The 19,113-nt window shown below is 37.2% G+C and carries 23 protein-coding genes; 13 read left to right on the top strand and 10 right to left on the bottom strand.

All coding sequences use genetic code 11. The features are described from left to right. Positions 1-44 precede the first annotated feature (44 nt). Both MKX29_RS14670 and MKX29_RS14665 read left to right on the top strand, forming a co-directional pair. Positions 45-836: an ABC transporter ATP-binding protein gene (locus MKX29_RS14670; protein WP_224938833.1), complete on the top strand. Its 792-nt coding sequence runs from the start codon at positions 45-47 to the stop codon at positions 834-836. Further along, positions 802-1,608 (top strand): ABC transporter permease, encoded by an 807-nt coding sequence (locus MKX29_RS14665; RefSeq protein ID WP_289434394.1) that lies wholly within the window; start codon positions 802-804, stop codon positions 1,606-1,608. Before MKX29_RS14670 ends, MKX29_RS14665 begins: the two co-directional genes overlap by 35 nt. A gap of 24 nt (positions 1,609-1,632) precedes the next feature. On the opposite strand, the gene ytkD is transcribed toward MKX29_RS14665, so the two are convergent. Beyond that, entirely contained in the window at positions 1,633-2,106 is a 474-nt protein-coding gene (gene ytkD, locus MKX29_RS14660; protein ID WP_224938835.1) for an RNA deprotection pyrophosphohydrolase, read from the bottom strand. Positions 2,107-2,220: 114 nt separating this feature from the next. Continuing rightward, positions 2,221-2,583 (bottom strand): hydrolase, encoded by a 363-nt coding sequence (locus MKX29_RS14655; RefSeq protein WP_095373621.1) that lies wholly within the window; start codon positions 2,581-2,583, stop codon positions 2,221-2,223. Between the two features lie 89 nt (positions 2,584-2,672). On the opposite strand from MKX29_RS14655, the gene MKX29_RS14650 reads away from it, so the two are divergent. Together MKX29_RS14650 and MKX29_RS14645 are read left to right on the top strand one after the other, a co-directional pair. After that, entirely contained in the window at positions 2,673-2,909 is a 237-nt protein-coding gene (locus MKX29_RS14650) for a DUF6154 family protein (RefSeq protein WP_224938863.1), read from the top strand. Positions 2,910-3,247: 338 nt separating this feature from the next. Then, positions 3,248-4,105: a hypothetical protein gene (locus tag MKX29_RS14645; protein ID WP_341106253.1), complete on the top strand. Its 858-nt coding sequence runs from the start codon at positions 3,248-3,250 to the stop codon at positions 4,103-4,105. 217 nt (positions 4,106-4,322) lie between these two features. Here the strand turns inward: MKX29_RS14645 and MKX29_RS14640 are convergent, their stop codons facing one another. Then, the gene (locus MKX29_RS14640) at positions 4,323-4,760 is read right to left on the bottom strand and encodes a Dps family protein (protein ID WP_224938837.1); all 438 of its coding nucleotides are present in this window, start codon (positions 4,758-4,760) and stop codon (positions 4,323-4,325) included. A 135-nt stretch (positions 4,761-4,895) separates the two neighbouring features. On the opposite strand from MKX29_RS14640, the gene ytzI reads away from it, so the two are divergent. From ytzI to MKX29_RS14625, 3 genes are all read left to right on the top strand, one after another. Then, complete coding sequence (gene ytzI / locus MKX29_RS14635) at positions 4,896-5,069, top strand: YtzI protein (RefSeq protein WP_095372156.1); 174 nt, start codon at positions 4,896-4,898, stop codon at positions 5,067-5,069. A 33-nt stretch (positions 5,070-5,102) separates the two neighbouring features. Next, the gene (gene cls, locus MKX29_RS14630; protein ID WP_341106250.1) at positions 5,103-6,554 is read left to right on the top strand and encodes a cardiolipin synthase; all 1,452 of its coding nucleotides are present in this window, start codon (positions 5,103-5,105) and stop codon (positions 6,552-6,554) included. 77 nt (positions 6,555-6,631) lie between these two features. Continuing rightward, entirely contained in the window at positions 6,632-6,961 is a 330-nt protein-coding gene (locus tag MKX29_RS14625) for a hypothetical protein (protein ID WP_341106248.1), read from the top strand. A gap of 229 nt (positions 6,962-7,190) precedes the next feature. Here the strand turns inward: MKX29_RS14625 and MKX29_RS14620 are convergent, their stop codons facing one another. Further along, a complete protein-coding gene (locus MKX29_RS14620) occupies positions 7,191-7,664 on the bottom strand; it encodes an S-ribosylhomocysteine lyase (RefSeq protein ID WP_224938840.1) in 474 nt (157 codons plus the stop codon). A 152-nt stretch (positions 7,665-7,816) separates the two neighbouring features. Between MKX29_RS14620 and yidD the strand changes: the two genes are divergently transcribed. Continuing rightward, positions 7,817-8,059: a membrane protein insertion efficiency factor YidD gene (gene yidD / locus MKX29_RS14615; protein WP_095372152.1), complete on the top strand. Its 243-nt coding sequence runs from the start codon at positions 7,817-7,819 to the stop codon at positions 8,057-8,059. Position 8,060: 1 nt separating this feature from the next. On the opposite strand, the gene MKX29_RS14610 is transcribed toward yidD, so the two are convergent. Then, on the bottom strand, positions 8,061-8,624 hold the full coding sequence (locus MKX29_RS14610; RefSeq protein WP_224938841.1) for a beta-class carbonic anhydrase: 564 nt from the start codon (positions 8,622-8,624) through the stop codon (positions 8,061-8,063). 211 nt (positions 8,625-8,835) lie between these two features. Here MKX29_RS14610 and MKX29_RS14605 point away from each other — a divergent pair, with 211 nt between their 5' ends. The 5 genes from MKX29_RS14605 to MKX29_RS14585 all read left to right on the top strand — a co-directional run bounded on the left by MKX29_RS14605 (position 8,836) and on the right by MKX29_RS14585 (position 12,491). Then, positions 8,836-9,813, top strand: coding sequence for a metal ABC transporter solute-binding protein, Zn/Mn family (locus MKX29_RS14605; RefSeq protein ID WP_341106244.1), 978 nt, complete (start codon positions 8,836-8,838; stop codon positions 9,811-9,813). 257 nt (positions 9,814-10,070) lie between these two features. Beyond that, a complete protein-coding gene (locus tag MKX29_RS14600; protein WP_095372149.1) occupies positions 10,071-10,220 on the top strand; it encodes a DUF1540 domain-containing protein in 150 nt (49 codons plus the stop codon). A gap of 318 nt (positions 10,221-10,538) precedes the next feature. Continuing rightward, positions 10,539-11,531 (top strand): ribosome small subunit-dependent GTPase A, encoded by a 993-nt coding sequence (rsgA, locus tag MKX29_RS14595; RefSeq protein ID WP_445662696.1) that lies wholly within the window; start codon positions 10,539-10,541, stop codon positions 11,529-11,531. After that, positions 11,524-11,976, top strand: coding sequence for a GNAT family N-acetyltransferase (locus MKX29_RS14590; RefSeq protein ID WP_341106240.1), 453 nt, complete (start codon positions 11,524-11,526; stop codon positions 11,974-11,976). Before rsgA ends, MKX29_RS14590 begins: the two co-directional genes overlap by 8 nt. Before the next feature lie 38 nt (positions 11,977-12,014). Then, entirely contained in the window at positions 12,015-12,491 is a 477-nt protein-coding gene (locus MKX29_RS14585) for a DinB family protein (protein WP_341106239.1), read from the top strand. 31 nt (positions 12,492-12,522) lie between these two features. Here the strand turns inward: MKX29_RS14585 and MKX29_RS14580 are convergent, their stop codons facing one another. From MKX29_RS14580 to MKX29_RS14560, 5 genes are all read right to left on the bottom strand, one after another. Next, entirely contained in the window at positions 12,523-14,010 is a 1,488-nt protein-coding gene (locus MKX29_RS14580) for an o-succinylbenzoate--CoA ligase (protein WP_341106238.1), read from the bottom strand. Between the two features lie 100 nt (positions 14,011-14,110). Further along, entirely contained in the window at positions 14,111-14,932 is an 822-nt protein-coding gene (gene menB / locus MKX29_RS14575; protein ID WP_095372144.1) for a 1,4-dihydroxy-2-naphthoyl-CoA synthase, read from the bottom strand. A gap of 110 nt (positions 14,933-15,042) precedes the next feature. Next, on the bottom strand, positions 15,043-15,858 hold the full coding sequence (gene menH, locus MKX29_RS14570) for a 2-succinyl-6-hydroxy-2,4-cyclohexadiene-1-carboxylate synthase (RefSeq protein ID WP_341106235.1): 816 nt from the start codon (positions 15,856-15,858) through the stop codon (positions 15,043-15,045). Next, positions 15,858-17,609 carry a 2-succinyl-5-enolpyruvyl-6-hydroxy-3-cyclohexene-1-carboxylic-acid synthase gene (gene menD, locus MKX29_RS14565; protein WP_341106233.1) on the bottom strand — a complete coding sequence of 584 codons (1,752 nt, stop codon included), beginning with the start codon at positions 17,607-17,609 and terminating at the stop codon, positions 15,858-15,860. Before menD ends, menH begins: the two co-directional genes overlap by 1 nt. After that, complete coding sequence (locus tag MKX29_RS14560; RefSeq protein ID WP_341106230.1) at positions 17,606-19,012, bottom strand: isochorismate synthase; 1,407 nt, start codon at positions 19,010-19,012, stop codon at positions 17,606-17,608. Before MKX29_RS14560 ends, menD begins: the two co-directional genes overlap by 4 nt. Positions 19,013-19,113: the final 101 nt, after the last annotated feature.

The raw sequence follows: 19,113 nt of genomic DNA, 5'->3' as shown, positions 1-19,113 counted from the left end.
AGTCTGTTCGCTCAACCATCCAGAAAAAAAGAGGAGACTGCAAGATGACATTCTTAAAAGTGCAAGATATTCATCATACTTACTTTACGAAATCAAATGCAGTGACGGCTCTCTCTAATATCTCACTTCAAGTGAATGAAGGAGAATTCATTTCATTTTTAGGACCGAGCGGATGTGGCAAAACAACCTTGTTATCTATCATTGCTGGTCTTTTCCAACCAACGGAGGGCCGTGTAGAGTTAGAAGGAAAACAGGTAGCTACATTAAAGAGTGAAATAGGATATATGTTGCAACAAGATTATCTATTCCCTTGGAAAACCATTGAGGAAAATATTCTTTTGGGTCTAAAGATCAATCATCACTTAGATGAAGAAAAAAAAGCTTATGCAAAAGATTTATTAATGCAAATGGGCTTATCAGATGTGGAGTCATTGTACCCTAAACAATTATCAGGCGGCATGCGACAAAGGGTAGCACTTGTAAGGACGCTGGCAACAGAACCTAAACTTCTCATGTTAGATGAACCATTTTCCGCTCTCGATTATCAAACAAAATTGCATTTAGAAAATCTAGTATCTGACACATTAAAATCATTTGGAAAAACAGCTATTCTTGTGACACATGATATCGGTGAAGCAATTGCGATGAGCGATCGTATCTATTTATTCGCACCAAGCCCTGGTAAGATTCATAAAGTATTTGAAATACCTGAGGAATTAAGAGAATGCTCTCCATTTGATACAAGAAACCACCCAATGAATGCAGAAATTTTTCAAACGATTTGGAAGGAGATGGAGTCCCTTGGATCACAAGAGTCACACAAAAGCACTCCATAATGCGTATATCCGCTCCCTTAAGAAAGAAAAGTATTGGGTACGATTTTATCAACTCGTTATTTTTCTTATTTTCTTCTCGGGCTGGGAGATTGCCAGTAGAAACAAGTGGATCGACCCTCTCATTTTCAGTTCACCTTCAAAAGTATGGGAGCTCTTTTTAATTAAAGTTCAAGATGGTACGCTGTTTTTTGATTTAGGTTTTACTTTATCAGAAACCATACTCGGTTTTATTTTAGGGACATTATTGGGAACGATTTTGGCTGCGATTCTATGGTGGTCACCGTTTCTCTCTAAGGTTCTAGACCCTTATCTCGTCATTTTAAACAGTATGCCGAAAGTGGCTTTAGGACCGATTTTAATTGTCGCTCTTGGACCTAGCTTCACGTCGATTGTAGCAATGGGAACGATTATTTCCGTTATTATCACAACCATCGTCGTTTATACATCTTTTAGAGAGGTAGATCCAAATTATATTAAAGTGCTTCAAACTTTTGGTGGAACCCGCTTCCAAATATTTAAGGAAGCCATTCTTCCGTCATCCTTTCCTGTAATTATTTCCACACTTAAAGTCAATGTAGGCTTATCTTGGGTCGGGGTGATCGTCGGGGAGTTTCTCGTCGCCTCTAAAGGATTAGGTTATATGATTATTTACGGATTCCAAGTATTTAACTTTACTTTAGTTATGCTCTCTCTGCTTGTCATAGCTGTATTAGCTACCATTATGTATCAAGCAGTAGAATTTTTAGAGAAGAAATTAATAAAAAACAACTAAGGGCTTGCATGAGCGTGCAGCCCTTTATTTCAAGCGATTTTGTAGATAAGCTACACTTCTCTCGACTACTCGATCTTTCATTATAAAGCTATAATTGGGTTGATGAATCTCCCTCATGAGCTGATTAATCGCTACCCATTTTGGACCATCCGTTTCGAAATAATGGTCTACTTTTTGCAAATAATCAACCTCTGCAAACATGATTGCCTTTATAAAGGAACGATGTTTTTCCATTACTTGATATGTACCAATATGTTCAATAGAAGACAAGACTGCTCCGGTTTCTTCCTTTACTTCTCTCTTTGCAGCTGAATATATATCTTCTCCTTCCTCCGCCTTTCCACCTGGAAACTCCCATCCTCTTTCTTTATGGTTCGTTAATAACCAGTCATCGCCTTTTTTACATAACACCAACACATGACGCGGCTCCATTTCAAATCCTTCTTCATTAAATGAGAGTGCTACACGATTCCCGTTCTGATCGATAAAATATTCCATTTAATCCTCTCACTTTACATATACTTATTGGTATATTTTACTTTGAAAGAAACGTAACGTACAGGAAAAGGTGAAAACACCGTCAATATTTATAACGGTGTTTAGAGCACAGCTTTATTGTTGTTCAGGGGGAAGAATCCCCATATTGACAATATGATTTTTCGCTTCTTCATCGCCTAATCGATAAATGGCGCTATATATTTGCGTTAAACCATCATCATACTTATCATTTTGCCTGTCGAAATGATACTGTAAATAAGGGACATGAGCCCGGAAAAAACCTTCCCATTCTGTTGAGTAATTTTGATCAAACAACTCTCTTAATTCGATAATTTCATCATCAGTTGCCTCTATTTTAAAATTCCATGATGAGGAAGTAGAACTTTGTGAGATTTCACCATCATTCACCGTAATATAATAAGTTTTCTTCTGATCCACACTTTCAGCCCCTTTCTTCTTATTATTTGTTTCCCTCATTATGAATGAATTTATACGAAAAATGAGCAAAACCATGAACTTAACATATACTAAACGTAAAATAAGAAGAAAATAGGCAGGTGCAAATAATGAAAATTATTGATGAACTGTACGACTATTATCGTAATAAGCTTACAGGTGACGAAGAAGATATTGATATGCTTACGTTTGCTTTCTTAGAGGAAATGTCCCGAGAAGATATCCTTACATTAATTCAAGAACTGGATAACCAAGAACTATATAATTTAATGGGTCTTTACGTTATTGAATCCCTTAAAGGAAAATTTGCAGAAAGTGATTTTACAAAGCCTCAAAACTATCATTGAGTCTACATAGGCCTCGGATACAAAAGTGGCATGGTACAGAAAGGGATAGGTTCGGAAATAAGGCTAAACTTGGTGTCATGTTTAAAAGTGAAGCTGAATATTCACCCATTTATCTTTAACCCTGCTGTATTGCCAAATTAGTTAGTGGCATGGTAGAAGCATCTTGGTCTTCTCTCGCTTGATGTTGATTCAAGTAAATGCTGGAATTACGACTCATCTGAATGAGATGCATCGTTGAGTCGGGAAGATGATGGAATCGCTGACGGTGATTCACAGTTTAGTGGGCTTTTGCTCGAATCGCTACTTATCTCGACGGTGATTCACAGTTTAGTGGGCTTTTGCCCGAATCGCTACTTATCTCAACGGGAAAACATAGTTTAGTCGCGATTTTGCCCGAATCGCTACTTATCTCGACGGAGTTCCACAGTTTAGTCGGGCTTTTGCTCGAATCGCTACTCATCTCAACGGGAAAACATAGTTTAGTCGCGATTTTGCCCGAATCGCTACTTATCTCGACGAAAATCCACAGTTTAGTCGCGATTTTGCTCGAATCGCTACTTATCTCCACGAAGATACAAAGTTTAGTCGCGATTTTGTTCGAATCGCTACTTATCTCGACGAAGAACCACAGTTTAGGCGCGATTTTGCTCGAATCGCTACTCATCTCGACGGAGTTCCATAGTTTAGTCTTGATTTTGCCCGAATCGCTACTTATCTCGACGAAGATACAAAGTTTAGTCGCGATTTTGTTCGAATCGCTACTCATCTCGACGGAGTTCCATAGTTTAGTCACGATTTTGTTCGAATCGCTACTTATCTCCACGAAGAACCACAGTTTAGGCGCGATTTTGCTCGAATCGCTACTCATCTCGACGGAGTTCCATAGTTTAGTCGCGATTTTGCCCGAATCGCTACTTATCTCGACGAAGATACAAAGTTTAGTCGCGATTTTGCTCGAATCGCTACTTATCTCCACGAAGATCCAAAGTTTAGTCGCGATTTTGTTCGAATCGCTACTCATCTCGAAGGAGTTCCATAGTTTAGTCGCGATTTTGCCCGAATCGCTACTCATCTCGACGGAGTTCCATAGTTTAGTCGCGATTTTGTTCGAATCGCTACTCATCTCGACGGAGTTCCATAGTTTAGTCGCGATTTTGCCCGAATCGCTACTTATCTGTGCAGAATCCACAGCTTAGTCGAGTCAATGCTTGAGTTCTCAATTCTTTACACTTCCTTGTGTTCGTATTCTTGTTTAACAACTATTCTCCGCACTTTTCAGCCCTCTTAAGTTCGCAATTTCAGATCTCCTTTACACTCGGCTCTTTTCAAATTCTTTCATATCGTCTCTCCCTGCACATTTATTTATATTTCCCAAAAATAAAAAAGACCTCTTAAAAGAGATCTTTTTTCCGCTTATCCTAAAAATGCTTTAAGCATCCAGTTATGTTTTTTCACACTCTGTTTAACTGCAATCAGCATATCACCAGTGGCTTCATCTTTCGCTTCATCAGCTAGTTCAATACCTTCTTGTAGTTCGTCTAACATTTTTTCGAAGTCACTCCATACAGATTGTACCATGTCTCTTGCGTCTTCTTTACCTGTTGCTTCTTCAATTGAAGCCGTATCTAAGCAATCCTTCATTGTTGCTACAGGATTTCCACCTAAAGCAAGTATTCTTTCCGCTAATTCGTCAATATGGTCATTAGCTTCGTTATATAGTTCTTCAAATTTTTCATGTAATACGAAGAAGTTGCTTCCTTTAACATACCAATGGTAGTTATGTAACTTCACATACATTACAGTCCAGTTTGCTACTTGTTTGTTTACTGATTGGATTAATTTTTCGCTCATATTTATCAACCTCCACTTATAAGATACCCGCTTATCCAATTTTCAAACACATAACTATCGGATAAGGAAAGATATTTTAGTTCAGATTAAAAGAGAGAAATGGTAAAATAGCTTTTGTAAAGGGGGAGACTATTGATGACTTATATTATTGTCATTATGATATCAATTATTATTGTCTTTACAATCCTTATTTTAAGTGTAATGACAACATCCAAAGCTTACACATTCAAACATACCGTAGATCCTCTACCTAAACCTCTTTCAGAAGAGGATAAGGCACCCAATCAAGAGGACAAGGATATAAAGTAACACTAATACTTTTTGAGAGGAATCTGCACTTCTATGGATATTTACTCCATATTTATTGGACTCATTTACCTTTTAAATATGATTCTTGCCATTGTCGTTATTTTTCTTGAACGAAAAGATGCCGCATCCACATGGGCATGGTTACTCGTTTTGTTCTTTATCCCGCTACTCGGGTTTGCCATTTACTTATTATTCGGACAAAACTTCTCTAAAAAGAAGAAAATGTTTCAATGGGAAGATCGTAAGAAAATAGGCATTGATGAAATGCTCAAAATGCAAATATCAGCGCTTCATAATCGCAGTTTGCCTGCAGAGAATGAGCAGGTTCAAAATCATTATGACCTCATTCATATGCAATTAGTCAATAATGATGCTGTACTCACGCAAGATAATGATATACAAATGTATACGGATGGCAAAGACAAGTTTGATGCTTTATTTAAAGATATAGAAGGCGCTACTGACCATATCCATCTTCAATACTATATCTTAAGAAGGGATGCATTAAGCAAAAGGCTAATCACACTTCTGAATAAAAAAGCCCGTGAAGGTGTAAAGGTCCGCATTTTATATGATGATTTAGGATCAAGAAGTTTAACCAAACGGTTTTTTAAGAGCTTACGTGAGGCTGGAGGAGAGGTTGAGGCGTTCTTTCCTTCTAAATTCCACTTTATTAATTTTCGGTTAAATTATCGTAATCATCGCAAGCTAGTGATTATTGATGGCAAAATTGGCTATGTTGGGGGCTTTAATGTTGGAGATGAATACTTAGGTTTAAATAAGAAATTCGGTTATTGGCGAGATACACATTTAAGGATTGAAGGAAGCGCAGTTTATGCGATACAAACACGCTTTATACTTGACTGGAATCAAGCTTCTCATCGTCATGATATTCACTATTTACCGGAGTATTATCCCCCTATCACTACAAAGGGGCGTATCCCTATGCAAATTGTAGCAAGTGGACCTGATAACGAACTCGAACAAATCAAACTTGGTTATATAAAAATGATTATGTCTGCAAAAGAAACCATTCTTATTCAAACTCCTTATTTTATACCTGATGCCAGTGTTGTTGATGCGCTTAGAATAGCTGTTTTGTCAGGTGTGAATGTAAAAATTATGATTCCTAATAAACCTGATCATATGTTTGTTTATTGGGCTACCTATTCGTACATTGGCGAATTATTAAAACTCGGGGCAAAAGTACTAATTTATGATAATGGTTTTATTCATGCGAAAACAATCGTCATTGATGATGAAATTGCATCTGTTGGGACAGCCAACATCGATGTTCGAAGCTTTAGACTTAACTTTGAGGTCAATGCCTTTATTTATGACCGCAAGATAGCTGAGGAAGTAGCAGCTAGCTTCTATAATGATGTAAGAGTATCACGTAACCTTACATTAGATGATTACAATAACCGTTCCTTTTATATTAAGTTCAAGGAATCTATATCGCGCCTACTATCACCGATTCTGTGAGTCGGTGATTTTGGTATAGATTTATGGACATCGATAACATAAAATAGAAATATATGGATAAAAAAGGAGTCATGTTGATGAAGATAAAGTTTTGGACTATTTTCCTCATTACCTTTGCCATCGAAACAGGTATCACTTATTTTCTCTCTTCTCAGTTTTCTGTTCGCTTTATTGAAGTCATGTTCTTTACGGGCATTGTATTTCTTATCACAAGCATTTACTTTTCTGGAGGGCTCTCTTACATCAAGGAGCAACAAGATGCCAAAACTCATGCAGAAACGGGCTTTACACCATTTGTAGAACCACCAACTATATTTAGAAGAGGACCATTCTTTATCGCTTCCCTCACTTTTTTTCTTATCGGACTTATATTCTACATCTTACTGCTAACTGAAATTATTCCTTAAAATCTAGATGAATTTTAATAAAAAATAAAGGTGGAAGGGAAATGACCTGTAATAACTGGAGTAGATATTCTTTTATACGAGTGACAGATTTAATTTCTCTTCGTCCTTTAGATTTAAAATGGCTCTTGGTTCAGAGAAGGTTTATACTTTCTGTTTGCGTGGGTGAAGTAACAAATCACTTCAGTAAAAATAAAAAACCTTCCATCAAAAATGATGGAAGGAGAACTATTTAAGCAAATACTTGCTTTAATTCTTCTTTTGATTGAGAAAGCCAATATTTCATTAACTTCTTTGCACCTTCTAGGTCATGTAGCTTCGCTTGACCACATTGTTTTTCATTTGCTGCTGGTATTTCTTCAATTGTTACAGCATCCTTCATTGTTGCATCTAAAAGGTCGATAATTTCTTCCACTGTCGGCTCGCCACTTACAACTAAATAGTAGCCAGTCTGACAACCCATTGGCGAGATATCAATAATATCAAAATGATCATATTTCTCTGCGTGTGTTCGAATGTTAAACGCAAGTAAATGTTCAAGTGTGTGAATAGAATCTGGCTTCATGGCCGCTTTGTTTGGTTGACAGAAACGAATATCATATTTATTAATCTTTCCGTCTGTTCCTACTTTATGCACGCCACAATGTCTCACATATGGAGCTTTGACAGCGTTATGGTCTAATTCAAAACTTTCAACTGATGGCATAAAATACACTCCTTTATCATCATTGCCTTCATTATACTATAATATCCGACTAATTTCATCAACTTTAAATACATAGTCAATGATTTGGACTTTTCACCCTATTATATGATATCTTGGTGCTAAAAGAGCAACTTTTTCAAAGGAAGGTTCATATGTTACAAAAAATCATGCTTGGATTTTTTAAATTCTATCAAGTAGCCATTTCACCCATCAAGCCACCTACTTGTCGTTTTTATCCTACTTGTTCCAATTATGGATTAGAGGCCGTTAAACGGTTTGGTGCAATCAAGGGCGGATATTTGACCATCAAACGAATCTTAAAATGTCACCCATTCCATCCTGGTGGAGTTGATTTCGTGCCAGAAGAATGGCCAACTCGCAAACAAAGCAAGTAACTTATTTCCTCTCGTATCCATCCACTACTAAGTCCAGTTTGCCTGTACTAGGATCGATGACAAGACCATGTACTGGTACTGCTGGAATCAGCGGGTGGTTCTTAATCATATCCACACTGTGTGAGACACTGTCCTCTACTTTATTAAAGCCTTCTAACCAGCTCTCAATATCAATCCCAGAATAATTCAAAGTAGAAATTGTTTCTTCTGAAATGCCTCTTTCCTTCATATTTTCAATCATTGCATTGGCATTCATTCCACTCATCCCACAATCATGGTGGCCGATAACTAATACTTCGTCTGCTTTTAATTGATACAGCGCAACGAGAATACTTCTCATAATACTGCCAAACGGATGACTTACAAGTGCCCCTGCTGTTTTGACGATTTTTATATCACCATTTTTTACATTTAATGCTTTCGGTAATAGTTCCACTAATCTTGTATCCATACATGTTAAAATAACCATTCGTTTGTTTGGATATTTCGTTGTGGCATATTCACGATATTGCTCTGTTTCCACAAACTCCTTATTAAATGCTAATACCTCTTGTAAAAGACTCATTTTTTTCATCTCCACTACGTATATTGTTAAATATGTGTTAAATCGCTTGCTCTTCCTTTATGATACAAAATAGTATCCATTTTAACAAATTTTATACTTGATTTTTGGATTTAGTTTTTGTATGATTACATATGTGAATCGGAATGATTACGGATTAATACGAGAAATAAATCGTAACAAATACGATTTGATACATTAAGGGGAGAAACCAATGAAGAAATTATTTATTTTACTTATTCCTTTTATTTTCATATTTGCTGCATGCTCAAATTCAACAGCGAGTGACAAGGGGACAACACAATCATCAGAAGAAGTGTTAACTGTTTATACGACAGTCTACCCATTACAATATTTCACAGAAAGAATCGGTGGAGACCTTGTTGATGTAAAAACTGTTTACCCTCCCGGTTCTGATGAACATACTTACGAACCTTCACAAAAGGACATGATTAAAATGGCCGATTCTGATTTATTTATCTATTTGGGCCTTGGTTTAGAAGGATTTGTTGATCAAGCGAAAGATATCTTAAGTAATGAAGGCGTTAAAATGATTGCCGCTGGGGAACATCTTGCAATAGAAAACACAGAGCAGCACGAACACGATGATCATGATCATGAACATGAACACGACCATGATGGTCATAATCATGATGGTCACGATCATGGCGATGTTGACCCACATGTTTGGATCGATCCAGTATACGGACAGCAATTAGCAGAGGAAATCAAAACACAATTAATTACTGCCCTTCCAGAGCATGAAGAAGAATTTACTGCAAACTTTGATAAACTAAATGAAGAACTTAATGAATTAAATGATAAATTTACTTCAATGGTTGAAAATGCAGACAAAAACAAATTCATCGTTTCTCATGCAGCCTATGGTTATTGGGAATCACGTTATGGATTAGAACAAATAAGTGTGGCCGGGCTTAGCACATCTAGTGAACCCTCCCAAAAACAATTACAGAATATTATTCAAACAGCAAATGAAAATACATTAGACACGATTTATTTCGAACAAAATGTTAGCTCTAAATTAACTGAAATCGTTCAATCTGAAATCGGTGCCGAGAGCTTACAGCTTCATAATCTTGCTGTCTTAACTGAAGCAGATATTAATGAAGGAGAAAACTATTTTACATTAATGGAAAGAAATATTGATAACCTGGAAAAAGGTTTAAACTAACTAATCGTAGGACCAGAGCAAATGAATGCTTTGGTTCTTATTTTTTTAAAAAGATATCGTATATAGGTTCCGGACTAATAAAGCACATCTGATGGGCATCTCAAGCTTTACAATTGAATCAGAAAAGTCGTTAGTGATAATTAGTTTACTCTCCCTTTATTTGAAAAAACTTATGATTATATCATCAGCCAATTATGGTAAGAATAGTGATGATGGCGAAATCCATCTGAAGATTTTTCTAAAAGGAAGTGAAAATGATGGCAAAAGATGTATTATGTGAAGTCAATAATTGTACTTTCTGGGAAAAAGGCAATCTATGTGGTGCTGATCAAATTTATGTAGTCAGCCATCGAGACCAGGCATCTACGAGCAAGGAAACTGACTGTAAAACGTTTGAACCTCAATAAGAAATAGCCTATAGACGCTTTTATATGTAATTTCCGTACATATAAAGGCGTCTTCCTTTTTCTAAAAAAAATAATTATTGCTATTTTTCAAATATCATTATATACTAAAGCTACTAAATATTGAAAGTGGGTGAGCATGATGAATCTAATTAACTTTTTCATACCGAAGCAATTAAAGTTTTCATATTTATCATGCTCATTGGAAATAGGTTAATACCCTATTATTCTTTTCTTTCATTTATGTGCGGATAAACCTTATGATCCTTTAATTGCGGGTCATAAGGTTTTTTATTTATCACAAAAATGGAGGAAATGAATTTGAAAAAAAACCATGAAAAACAACTCATCGGGCGAATTGCTATCGCTTATAACCATATGTACAAAATATTGACAAAAGAGCAAACTTTTTTACCCGCTAGCCTCCCTGGCAATTATCACTTTCATGTTCAACATGAGGCGGACTATCCAACGGTTGGTGATTGGGTTGTCTTTCACCAATTACCAAATGAAGATAAAGCAATGATCAAAGAAGTTTTACCACGAACGAGCAAGTTTTCAAGAAAAACTGCCGGTGTTGCTGTGAAGGAACAAATTATCGCTACCAACATTGATTATTTATTCATTGTTACAAGCATGAATGAAGATTTTAATATAGCAAGAATCGAGCGCTATTTAGTAGCAGCACAACATTCTGGAGCTTTACCGATTATTGTCTTAACAAAAGCTGATCTTTGTGAAGATAAAGGATGGATTTTAGATCAATTATTACTACTTGGCGTCGACTTCACAATGGTTAGCATGTTTCAACCCGAATCTGTAGAGGTCATCAAAGATTACTTAATTGGAGGCAAAACTGGTACATTTGTGGGATCATCTGGTGTCGGAAAATCTACACTTATTAACTTACTAACGAATGAGGATCGGATGAAGGTGGGCAATATTCGTGAAGATGATCAAAAAGGTCGTCACACCACAACCCATAGAGAATTAATTCAATTAGGTGATGGATATATCATCGATACCCCAGGAATGCGTGAATTTCAACTTTGGGAAGATGATATAAATATAGGGGAGAGCTTTACAGATATTCAAGCACTAAGTGAGCAATGTAAATTTAGAAACTGCTCTCATCATAAAGAAGTGGGTTGTGCCGTACAACAAGCAATTGTTGAGGGTAAAATAACTGAGAAGAGGCTTAGTAGCTACTTTAAACTAGAACGAGAGTTAATCATGCTCGAGAAACGACGTGCGAAACAAGAAAAGAAACGTATGAAAACAACGAATAAGAAAAAGAGTGCACGTTATGAGTGAAATTCATTTAACTGCAATCACAAAAGAGAATTGGTATGAAGTGGCATCATTACATGTTACAACAGAGCAGAGTAAATTTGTGGAAAGTAATGCTATCTCTATCATTCAACAACAGTATGAACCTACTTTACAAACCTATGCGATTACAGTAAATCAGCAAATCATTGGCTTTGTTATGTATAACCGTCAGCTAGAAGAACTGAATGGTTATTGGATTTATCGTATTATGATTTGCGATAGTCATCAACAAAAGGGATATGCCAAGCAAGCATTAAAACTTATCATGACAGAAATGAAACAGTTAGCTAGAAAACCCCTTATTATTGCAGGTATTCATCGTGAAAATCATGCTAGTATTGCTCTGTTTAAAGCGGTGGGCTTCATTGATAGTGGACATCATTTTGGCAAAGAAACGGCTTATATTTTGCCCATAAACGAATACTAGCTTTTGCATAAAGTAAAAATTCATTAGGAGGAAGATGAATGGCTGAGGCGAGAGAAGTATTATTAGATCAGTTAGCCGCAAATGCAGATGATCCTAGTTGGTATACCCCCTTCTTGCAAACGGTTGATGAAATTAGTGAAGAAGAAGCGTTTATGAAGCCAAACGATAAAAGTCACAGCATAGCCGAAATAACACAACATCTCATTTACTGGAATGAAGTTTGGCATATTCGCTTTAAAGAAAAAAATGTTGGGGCAGTTCAACGAATCGAAAATAATGATTGGAGCTTTTTCGTTCCTAAAGGAAAAAGCTTTTCAGATTTAAAAGCTTCACTCTTAGTTAAGTTAAAACACTGGCAAAAACTCCTAACAACCAATGAATTATTGGATCAACATGTCGAAGGGTTTCCTGTTACAGCCCAGTGGTGGGCAATCATTGCCAATGTCACTTCACACAACGCTTACCATATAGGGCAGATAGCTTATTTGAAGAAATTAATCAAGTCATCTCATTAGAAAATCCGAACAATCGTTCGGATTTTCTCCTTTAAAATACTTGTACCATTTTTCTTAGTTCTCTTCGCAAGATTTTTTTAGCAGCGTTTCTTGGAATTTCATCGACAATAAAGAATCTCTTCGGAATTTTGTACTTCGCTAATTTTTCTTGGCAATATTCCTCGAGCTCTTTATGAGAAACTTCTGCATTTTTCTTGATTACAACAAATGCTACCGGCACTTCTCCCCAGGTGGAATCTTTCATACCTATCACACCTGTATCATCAACAGCTGGATGAGCTGAAACAATTCCTTCTACTTCAGCAGGATACACATTTTCTCCACCTGAAATAATCAAATCAGAGCGACGGTCAAGCACATAAAGAAAGCCATCTTCATCTAGAAGGCCAATATCCCCTGTTGCTAACCAACCTTGTTGAATTTTTTCAGCAGTTGCCTCATCTTTTCCTAAATAACCACTTGTTACATTCGGCCCTTTAACAAAAATTTCACCCGATTCATTCGCCTCTGCCACTTCACCAGTCTCTCGACATATCTTTACTTGAGAAGGAAATAAGGCTTTACCAGCCGAACCTAACTTTTTAATACTATCCTCAGGTGATAATGTTACGATTTGTGAGGATGTCTCTGTCATCCCATATGTTTGATAAACCGGGATACCACAAGAAACGGAATCTTCTAATAGTGCACGCGATGCCGGTCCCCCTCCAAGTAACATACAGCGAAATGAATCGTGCAACGGCTGCTGTTGCAAACGTTCTACCATTTTCTTCAACATCGTACTGACCGCAGACATAATGGTCACTTTTTGCTCACGGATCAGTGTAATCGTTTTATCCGCATCGAAACTATCAAGTAGTACAATCTTATGACCATATATGAGTCCTCTCATAAGAATGGAGAAACCGCTTATATGAAATAACGGGACAGCACATAACCAAACATCATCATCCCTTAGCCCAAGGTTTAAACTTGAGCCAACAGCACTCCATAAGTGATTACCGTAAGTTTGCATTACACCTTTTGGATGACCAGTCGTGCCTGACGTGTACATAATTGTACAAATATGATCTAATTGGACTTCACTTACTATCATAGGCTCCTCGTAATCATCATCCATGATTTCCTCTTTCACAAGTAAACAAAGGGATGATACTTCCATTTCAACATCAGATCTAACTTTTTTAAAAGCCTCTTCAGTAATAAAAAAGACAGACTCCGAATCCTGTAGTTGCCAAATAATTTCTTTACTCGTTAGTCTACTGTTTAATATTACCGCTTTAACGCCAAGAAGTTGCAAAGCAAATAAAATGAAAACTGATTGAAGATTATTCTTAAGCAGTACACCGACGAATTGTGATTGCTTTACTCCTTTTGCTGATAAAATACCAGCCCACCGATATGCTTCATGATAAACGGTTTCAAAAGTATAACTTTTTCCTTCGTAATAAAATGCTTCTCTTTTCGGTGTAGATAAAAAGCGTTTATAAATAAAATTTTGCATCTCTTGATTAGACAAAACAGACACCTTCTTTAATATAGTCACAACGAATCCTAAAAAGAAACAATGGCAAAACAGCTTGATGGTTATCCCATCAAGCTGCTCATTTATCATTTCATTAAGGGAAACGTGGGAATTGTCCAAAGTCCGGATCACGTTTTTCTTTAAATGCGTCTCTTCCTTCTTTTGCTTCATCAGAAGTATAGTAAAGAAGGGTTGCATCTCCAGCAAACTGTTGAAGGCCTGCTAGACCATCTGTATCTGCATTAAATGCAGCTTTTAAGAAACGAATCGCAGTTGGACTTTTTGATAGAATTTCTTCACACCATTGAATCGTTTCCTCTTCTACTTTTTCAAGTGGCACTACTGTATTAACTAGTCCCATATCTAAAGCTTCTTGTGCGTTATATTGACGGCATAAGAACCAAATCTCACGCGCTTTCTTATGGCCTACAAGACGTGCCAAGTAACCAGAACCATAACCAGCATCAAAGCTACCAACTTTAGGGCCTGTTTGACCAAATACAGCATTATCTGCAGCAATTGTTAAATCACAAACAACGTGAAGAACATGTCCACCACCGATAGCATAACCTTTTACCATTGCAATGACAGGTTTCGGAATGACACGAATTAATCGTTGTAAGTCCAGTACGTTCAAACGAGGAATCTGGTCATCTCCAACATATCCGCCATGTCCACGGACTTTTTGGTCCCCACCAGAACAGAAAGCTTTATCCCCTGCTCCTGTAAGAACGATTACACCTACATTAGAATCATCTCGTGCGTATGCAAATGCATCCATTAATTCCATTACAGTTTTTGGTGTGAACGCATTATGTACGTGCGGACGGTTAATTGTAATTTTAGCAATACCGTTATATGTTTCATATAGAATTTCTTCATACTTACGGCCTGCTACCCATTCTACTGCTGACATTTCGAATTCCTCCTTCTATATTACTAACTCAATTTGTAGTTTTAAATAGTGCTTCCTATCATATTTTAGCAATAATTGACGAAAAACACACCTTTTTTCATCATTTTCTTCTAATAGGTTGATGTTTCCAATAAAAATTTCTCTATTTCATCCACATACTGTAAAGGTTTTTCAAGGTGAACAGTATGGCCTGATTTTTCAATCGTTTGATGTGTAGCACGCTGAATACGCATAGACATTTCTTCACCAATCGTACAAAACTTTTGATCGATTGAACCGGTCAAAATAAGGACTGGCATCTGAAGCTTAGCTATCGATGTCCACCAACTAGGTTGCGCACCAGTACCCATCCCAATAAGACTGTTTATTAACCCTTGGGGGTTATTTCTCAGACGTTGCGTACGTACCTGCTCTCTCTTATGTGCTGTTAATTTCTTTTGACTTGCGAACAAAGGAATATTTTCCCAATAATTCACAAATCCCTCTATTTCTTTATCTTTAATCATTTGACAGATTTTCATATCATTTATCATACGTTTTTCTCTATCTTCAATAGAGTTAATTCCTGGTGTTGTACTCTCAAGGATCAGGCGATGGACCTTTTCTGGAAAAAGCAGAGCAAAGGTAATGGCTAAACGCCCCCCCATTGAATAGCCAATTACATCAACTTTACTTATCTTCATAAGGTTTATTAAATGTGCAAGCATAGCCGCTTGCTCTTCAATCTGATAATGAGAAATATCTTCCGGTGATTCTGACTGTCCGTGACCAATAATATCCGGTGCAATGATTGTTCGATCAGATATTATTTCTGAATAAAATCGCCAACCGTTGCTATTACCTGTAAATCCATGAAGTGCCATGATTGGTTCACCATTACCGAAAGTTTCGACATGATATTTCACGTTATTGTAGAAAAAGTCCATTACTCTTCGTCCTTTATTCTCTTATCTATTTCCCGGGAAACAGATTCCCACAAATTCCGATGCTCTTTTACATTATTTTCTCTATTGGTCATAACCTCAATTACCTTTAAATGAGATGTCTCCGTCGCAATTGCTTCCGAGAACTGCTGCCAATCTTCCACCTTTATATAATCTCCACCAAACATTGTTACACTGTGTGAGAAATCTATGTTCAATGGCGTACCAAATAATAATTCAAAATGCTTCGGGTGTTCTGATTGTGGTAAGAAAGAGAAAATCCCTCCGCCATTATTATTAATAACAATAATCGTAATAGGAATATGGTAGAGTTTACTTGCAATCAACCCATTCAAGTCGTGGAAAAAGGTCAAATCTCCAACAATTAAGTAAAGTGGTTGTGTATGCATTGCCACGCCTAGCGCTGTGGAAATTGTGCCGTCAATACCATTTGCTCCTCTATTACCTATAATCCTCATAGATTTGTTATTAACAAAATAAAAGCTATCTAAATCCCGAATGGGCATGCTATTCCCAACGAAAACCGTAGACTCTTCAGGCAGTAACTGACCTAATTGGGCAAATATCTTTCCCTCATTGAGTTGTTCAATCTCCAACACTTTTACCATTTCTTTTTTTGCCACTTCATTAACGTCCTGCCATAAAGTAAGATAGCCATTCTCTTTAATAGCAAAAGCATTGGCACGAAGAATCAGTTCTTCACAAAATTGTTTCTCATCACAATAAATCATATCTGTTGATAACAATGAGGGATCTCTGAAGCCTCCTCCACCATCGACAATTAATTGACGCGTTTCTGGATACTGCTTCATAAACAGTAGCAACGGTTTCGATACTGGCATCGCCCCAAAACGAATGATTAATTCAGGTTGCAACTCAACTTTCGCTGTCTCACTTTTCAAAATGGCATCATATGCATCAATGATTTGGCTTTGTTCATGGCGTCCACTGCGTAATTGTGAAAGTGGATCAGCAATAATCGGAAATTGTAGTGCCTTTCCAAGTTCAACAATCTTAAGTGAAAGGTCCGCATCATCTATAGGTCCGCAGATAATCATTCCTTTATTATATGTTGAAACAGTTTGCGCAAAAGTATCAAATTGGGCATCATCCACTGTTAAAATAGATGATGACACTGTCATATACTTTTCTTCTCTAGAAGAGCTAAGGAAAATCTCCGGATCGTTTAGGTCAGGGATGAGCGGTTCCCTAAACGGAAAATTCATATGAACAGGACCTTCTGGATTCCTCTTCGCAGTAGCAACTGCTCTTACAGCAGCCGTACGGACATAATTAATCATCGAAGGCCCATTTTCAGGTGGTGCCATTTCTGCAAACCATTTGACATGTTTTCCGTACATTTGAATTTGGTCGATAGCTTGTGGCGCGCCTATATCTCTTAGTTCATGAGGGCGGTCTGCAGTAAAGACAAGTAGAGGTACTCGAGAGTAAAAGGCTTCGATTATCGCAGGATAGTAATTTGCTGCTGCAGTACCCGAAGTACATAAAATGGCGACTGGACGTTTTGTTCCTTTGGCTATTCCAAGAGCAAAGAAAGCTGCCGAACGTTCATCAACATGGATATGGACTTGAAGATCTGGGTGCTCAGCCATTACCATAGCCATGGGCGTAGAACGAGATCCAGGACTGACGACCACATCTTCTACCCCATTTTTTACTAGCTCAGAAATGAAAGCCGCAATGTATTTAGTTAAAGCCTGTTGATGGCTCATTTCAGTTCCCCTCCAAGCGCTGATAACATTGGTCTAAACTTAATTTTCGTTTCCTGATATTCACTTTCAACTTCAGAATCTTTCACAACGCCACAGCCAGCAAAGATCGAAGCCTCATTATCTTGTATTAATCCTGATCGCAATGCCACCGCAAAATCTCCATTGCCTTGGTAATCAAGCCAGCCAATTGGGCTGCCATATAATCCTCTGTCCAAAATCTCTAAATCCCTAATGACTTCTATAGCTTTTTCTGTCGGAACTCCACCTAGAGCTGGTGTTGGGTGGAGTTTTTCTATAATTGCCAAGAGCGATCCTTCCTTACTAGCTGCTGCAATAACTGGTGTATAAAGATGTTGAATATCTCTTAATTTTAAAAGTTGAGGACCCTCAGGTAATTCGACTTCTGTACCTACCATTTCCATCCCTTGACGAATCATATCTACAACGTATTGATGCTCTTGGAGATTTTTTTCATCTTGTAATAATTCTTTCCCGAGAGCATCATCCTCTTCCTTTGTCTCTCCTCTTTTCATTGAGCCCGCTAAACAAGTCGTATAAAGCGTATGACCTTGTTTTTTCACTAACCGTTCTGGTGTCGCTCCAATAAAACAATCAGCCCCTGACTCAAAGGCAAAGATAAAGCTGTTTTTTTGCTTGTCTAAAAGGTTTTGTAGGACGCTTTCAATTTGTACAGGATGAGCAAAAGTAAGTCTCGTTTCTCTTGCCAAAACCACTTTTTGTATAACGTTTTTTCTCATCTCATCTACTACTTGCGCGACAGCTTTCTTCCATTCCCCAGACGCCACCTCATGTTGGGCAATCACCTTGTTATTGATCCTAGTAGGTAATATTTTAGCATTTTGTAATAATTGCCTACGTTCCTCTAACATATCCTCTATGCGTTCTTCTCTATCGTTTGGATGAACAAGCATATTCGTTGTTAAAAAAGCACGACCACCAGCAATCGTGCACATATATTGCGGTAGATGAAAATCTGTATGCTTATATTGACTCCATAATTTGGTCTTTTCTTTCAAAGGATCGAAAGTGAATCCACCAAATAATGTTGGACCAATCGCGTCGATTGAGTATGAATTATGGATTATTGCATCATCAAGCAATGACTGCCACTTTTTTTGCACATAAAAAAAGCGGTCAGTAGTCTGATCCGATTGAAATAAATAGTTAATACCAACACCAGTTATTACAACCTCATTATCAGAACCTGTCCAAAAAAACCGATCACCTAGTTCTGTCTTTTTTCCTGCTCCAAAAAAAGCTAAAGGATCTATGCAATCGATCTCACAAACCTCACTAAATAAAATATCATGGTTCGTTCGTTGTGCTTTCGATAACGCTTCAATAAACCCTTCTTTAAATTCTGTGTGCTGTAAAGTAAACAAAAAAATCCCTCCAATAACAGCTACAATCAGCTGCTATTCTTCATTCATTAAAGATACACCTCTTGCTTAAATGCTGTCAATCATTCCAATCAATACACTTC

Origin of the sequence: Cytobacillus sp. FSL R7-0696, assembly GCF_038006865.1 — a bacterium.
Taxonomy (GTDB): Bacteria; Bacillota; Bacilli; order Bacillales; family Cytobacillaceae; genus Cytobacillus; species Cytobacillus kochii.
This window is presented reverse-complemented; position numbering and strand designations above follow the sequence as displayed.

Coding starts and splice junctions, on each gene's coding strand:
- MKX29_RS14670 (WP_224938833.1), top strand. CDS start 45: ATGACATTCTTAAAAGTGCAAGATATTCATCATACTTACTTTACGAAA.
- ytkD (WP_224938835.1), bottom strand. CDS start 2,106: ATGGAATATTTTATCGATCAGAACGGGAATCGTGTAGCACTCTCATTT.
- MKX29_RS14655 (WP_095373621.1), bottom strand. CDS start 2,583: ATGAGGGAAACAAATAATAAGAAGAAAGGGGCTGAAAGTGTGGATCAG.
- MKX29_RS14650 (WP_224938863.1), top strand. CDS start 2,673: ATGAAAATTATTGATGAACTGTACGACTATTATCGTAATAAGCTTACA.
- MKX29_RS14640 (WP_224938837.1), bottom strand. CDS start 4,760: ATGAGCGAAAAATTAATCCAATCAGTAAACAAACAAGTAGCAAACTGG.
- ytzI (WP_095372156.1), top strand. CDS start 4,896: ATGACTTATATTATTGTCATTATGATATCAATTATTATTGTCTTTACA.
- cls (WP_341106250.1), top strand. CDS start 5,103: ATGGATATTTACTCCATATTTATTGGACTCATTTACCTTTTAAATATG.
- MKX29_RS14625 (WP_341106248.1), top strand. CDS start 6,632: ATGAAGATAAAGTTTTGGACTATTTTCCTCATTACCTTTGCCATCGAA.
- MKX29_RS14620 (WP_224938840.1), bottom strand. CDS start 7,664: ATGCCATCAGTTGAAAGTTTTGAATTAGACCATAACGCTGTCAAAGCT.
- yidD (WP_095372152.1), top strand. CDS start 7,817: ATGTTACAAAAAATCATGCTTGGATTTTTTAAATTCTATCAAGTAGCC.
- MKX29_RS14610 (WP_224938841.1), bottom strand. CDS start 8,624: ATGAGTCTTTTACAAGAGGTATTAGCATTTAATAAGGAGTTTGTGGAA.
- MKX29_RS14605 (WP_341106244.1), top strand. CDS start 8,836: ATGAAGAAATTATTTATTTTACTTATTCCTTTTATTTTCATATTTGCT.
- MKX29_RS14600 (WP_095372149.1), top strand. CDS start 10,071: ATGGCAAAAGATGTATTATGTGAAGTCAATAATTGTACTTTCTGGGAA.
- MKX29_RS14590 (WP_341106240.1), top strand. CDS start 11,524: ATGAGTGAAATTCATTTAACTGCAATCACAAAAGAGAATTGGTATGAA.
- MKX29_RS14585 (WP_341106239.1), top strand. CDS start 12,015: ATGGCTGAGGCGAGAGAAGTATTATTAGATCAGTTAGCCGCAAATGCA.
- menB (WP_095372144.1), bottom strand. CDS start 14,932: ATGTCAGCAGTAGAATGGGTAGCAGGCCGTAAGTATGAAGAAATTCTA.
- menH (WP_341106235.1), bottom strand. CDS start 15,858: ATGGACTTTTTCTACAATAACGTGAAATATCATGTCGAAACTTTCGGT.
- menD (WP_341106233.1), bottom strand. CDS start 17,609: ATGAGCCATCAACAGGCTTTAACTAAATACATTGCGGCTTTCATTTCT.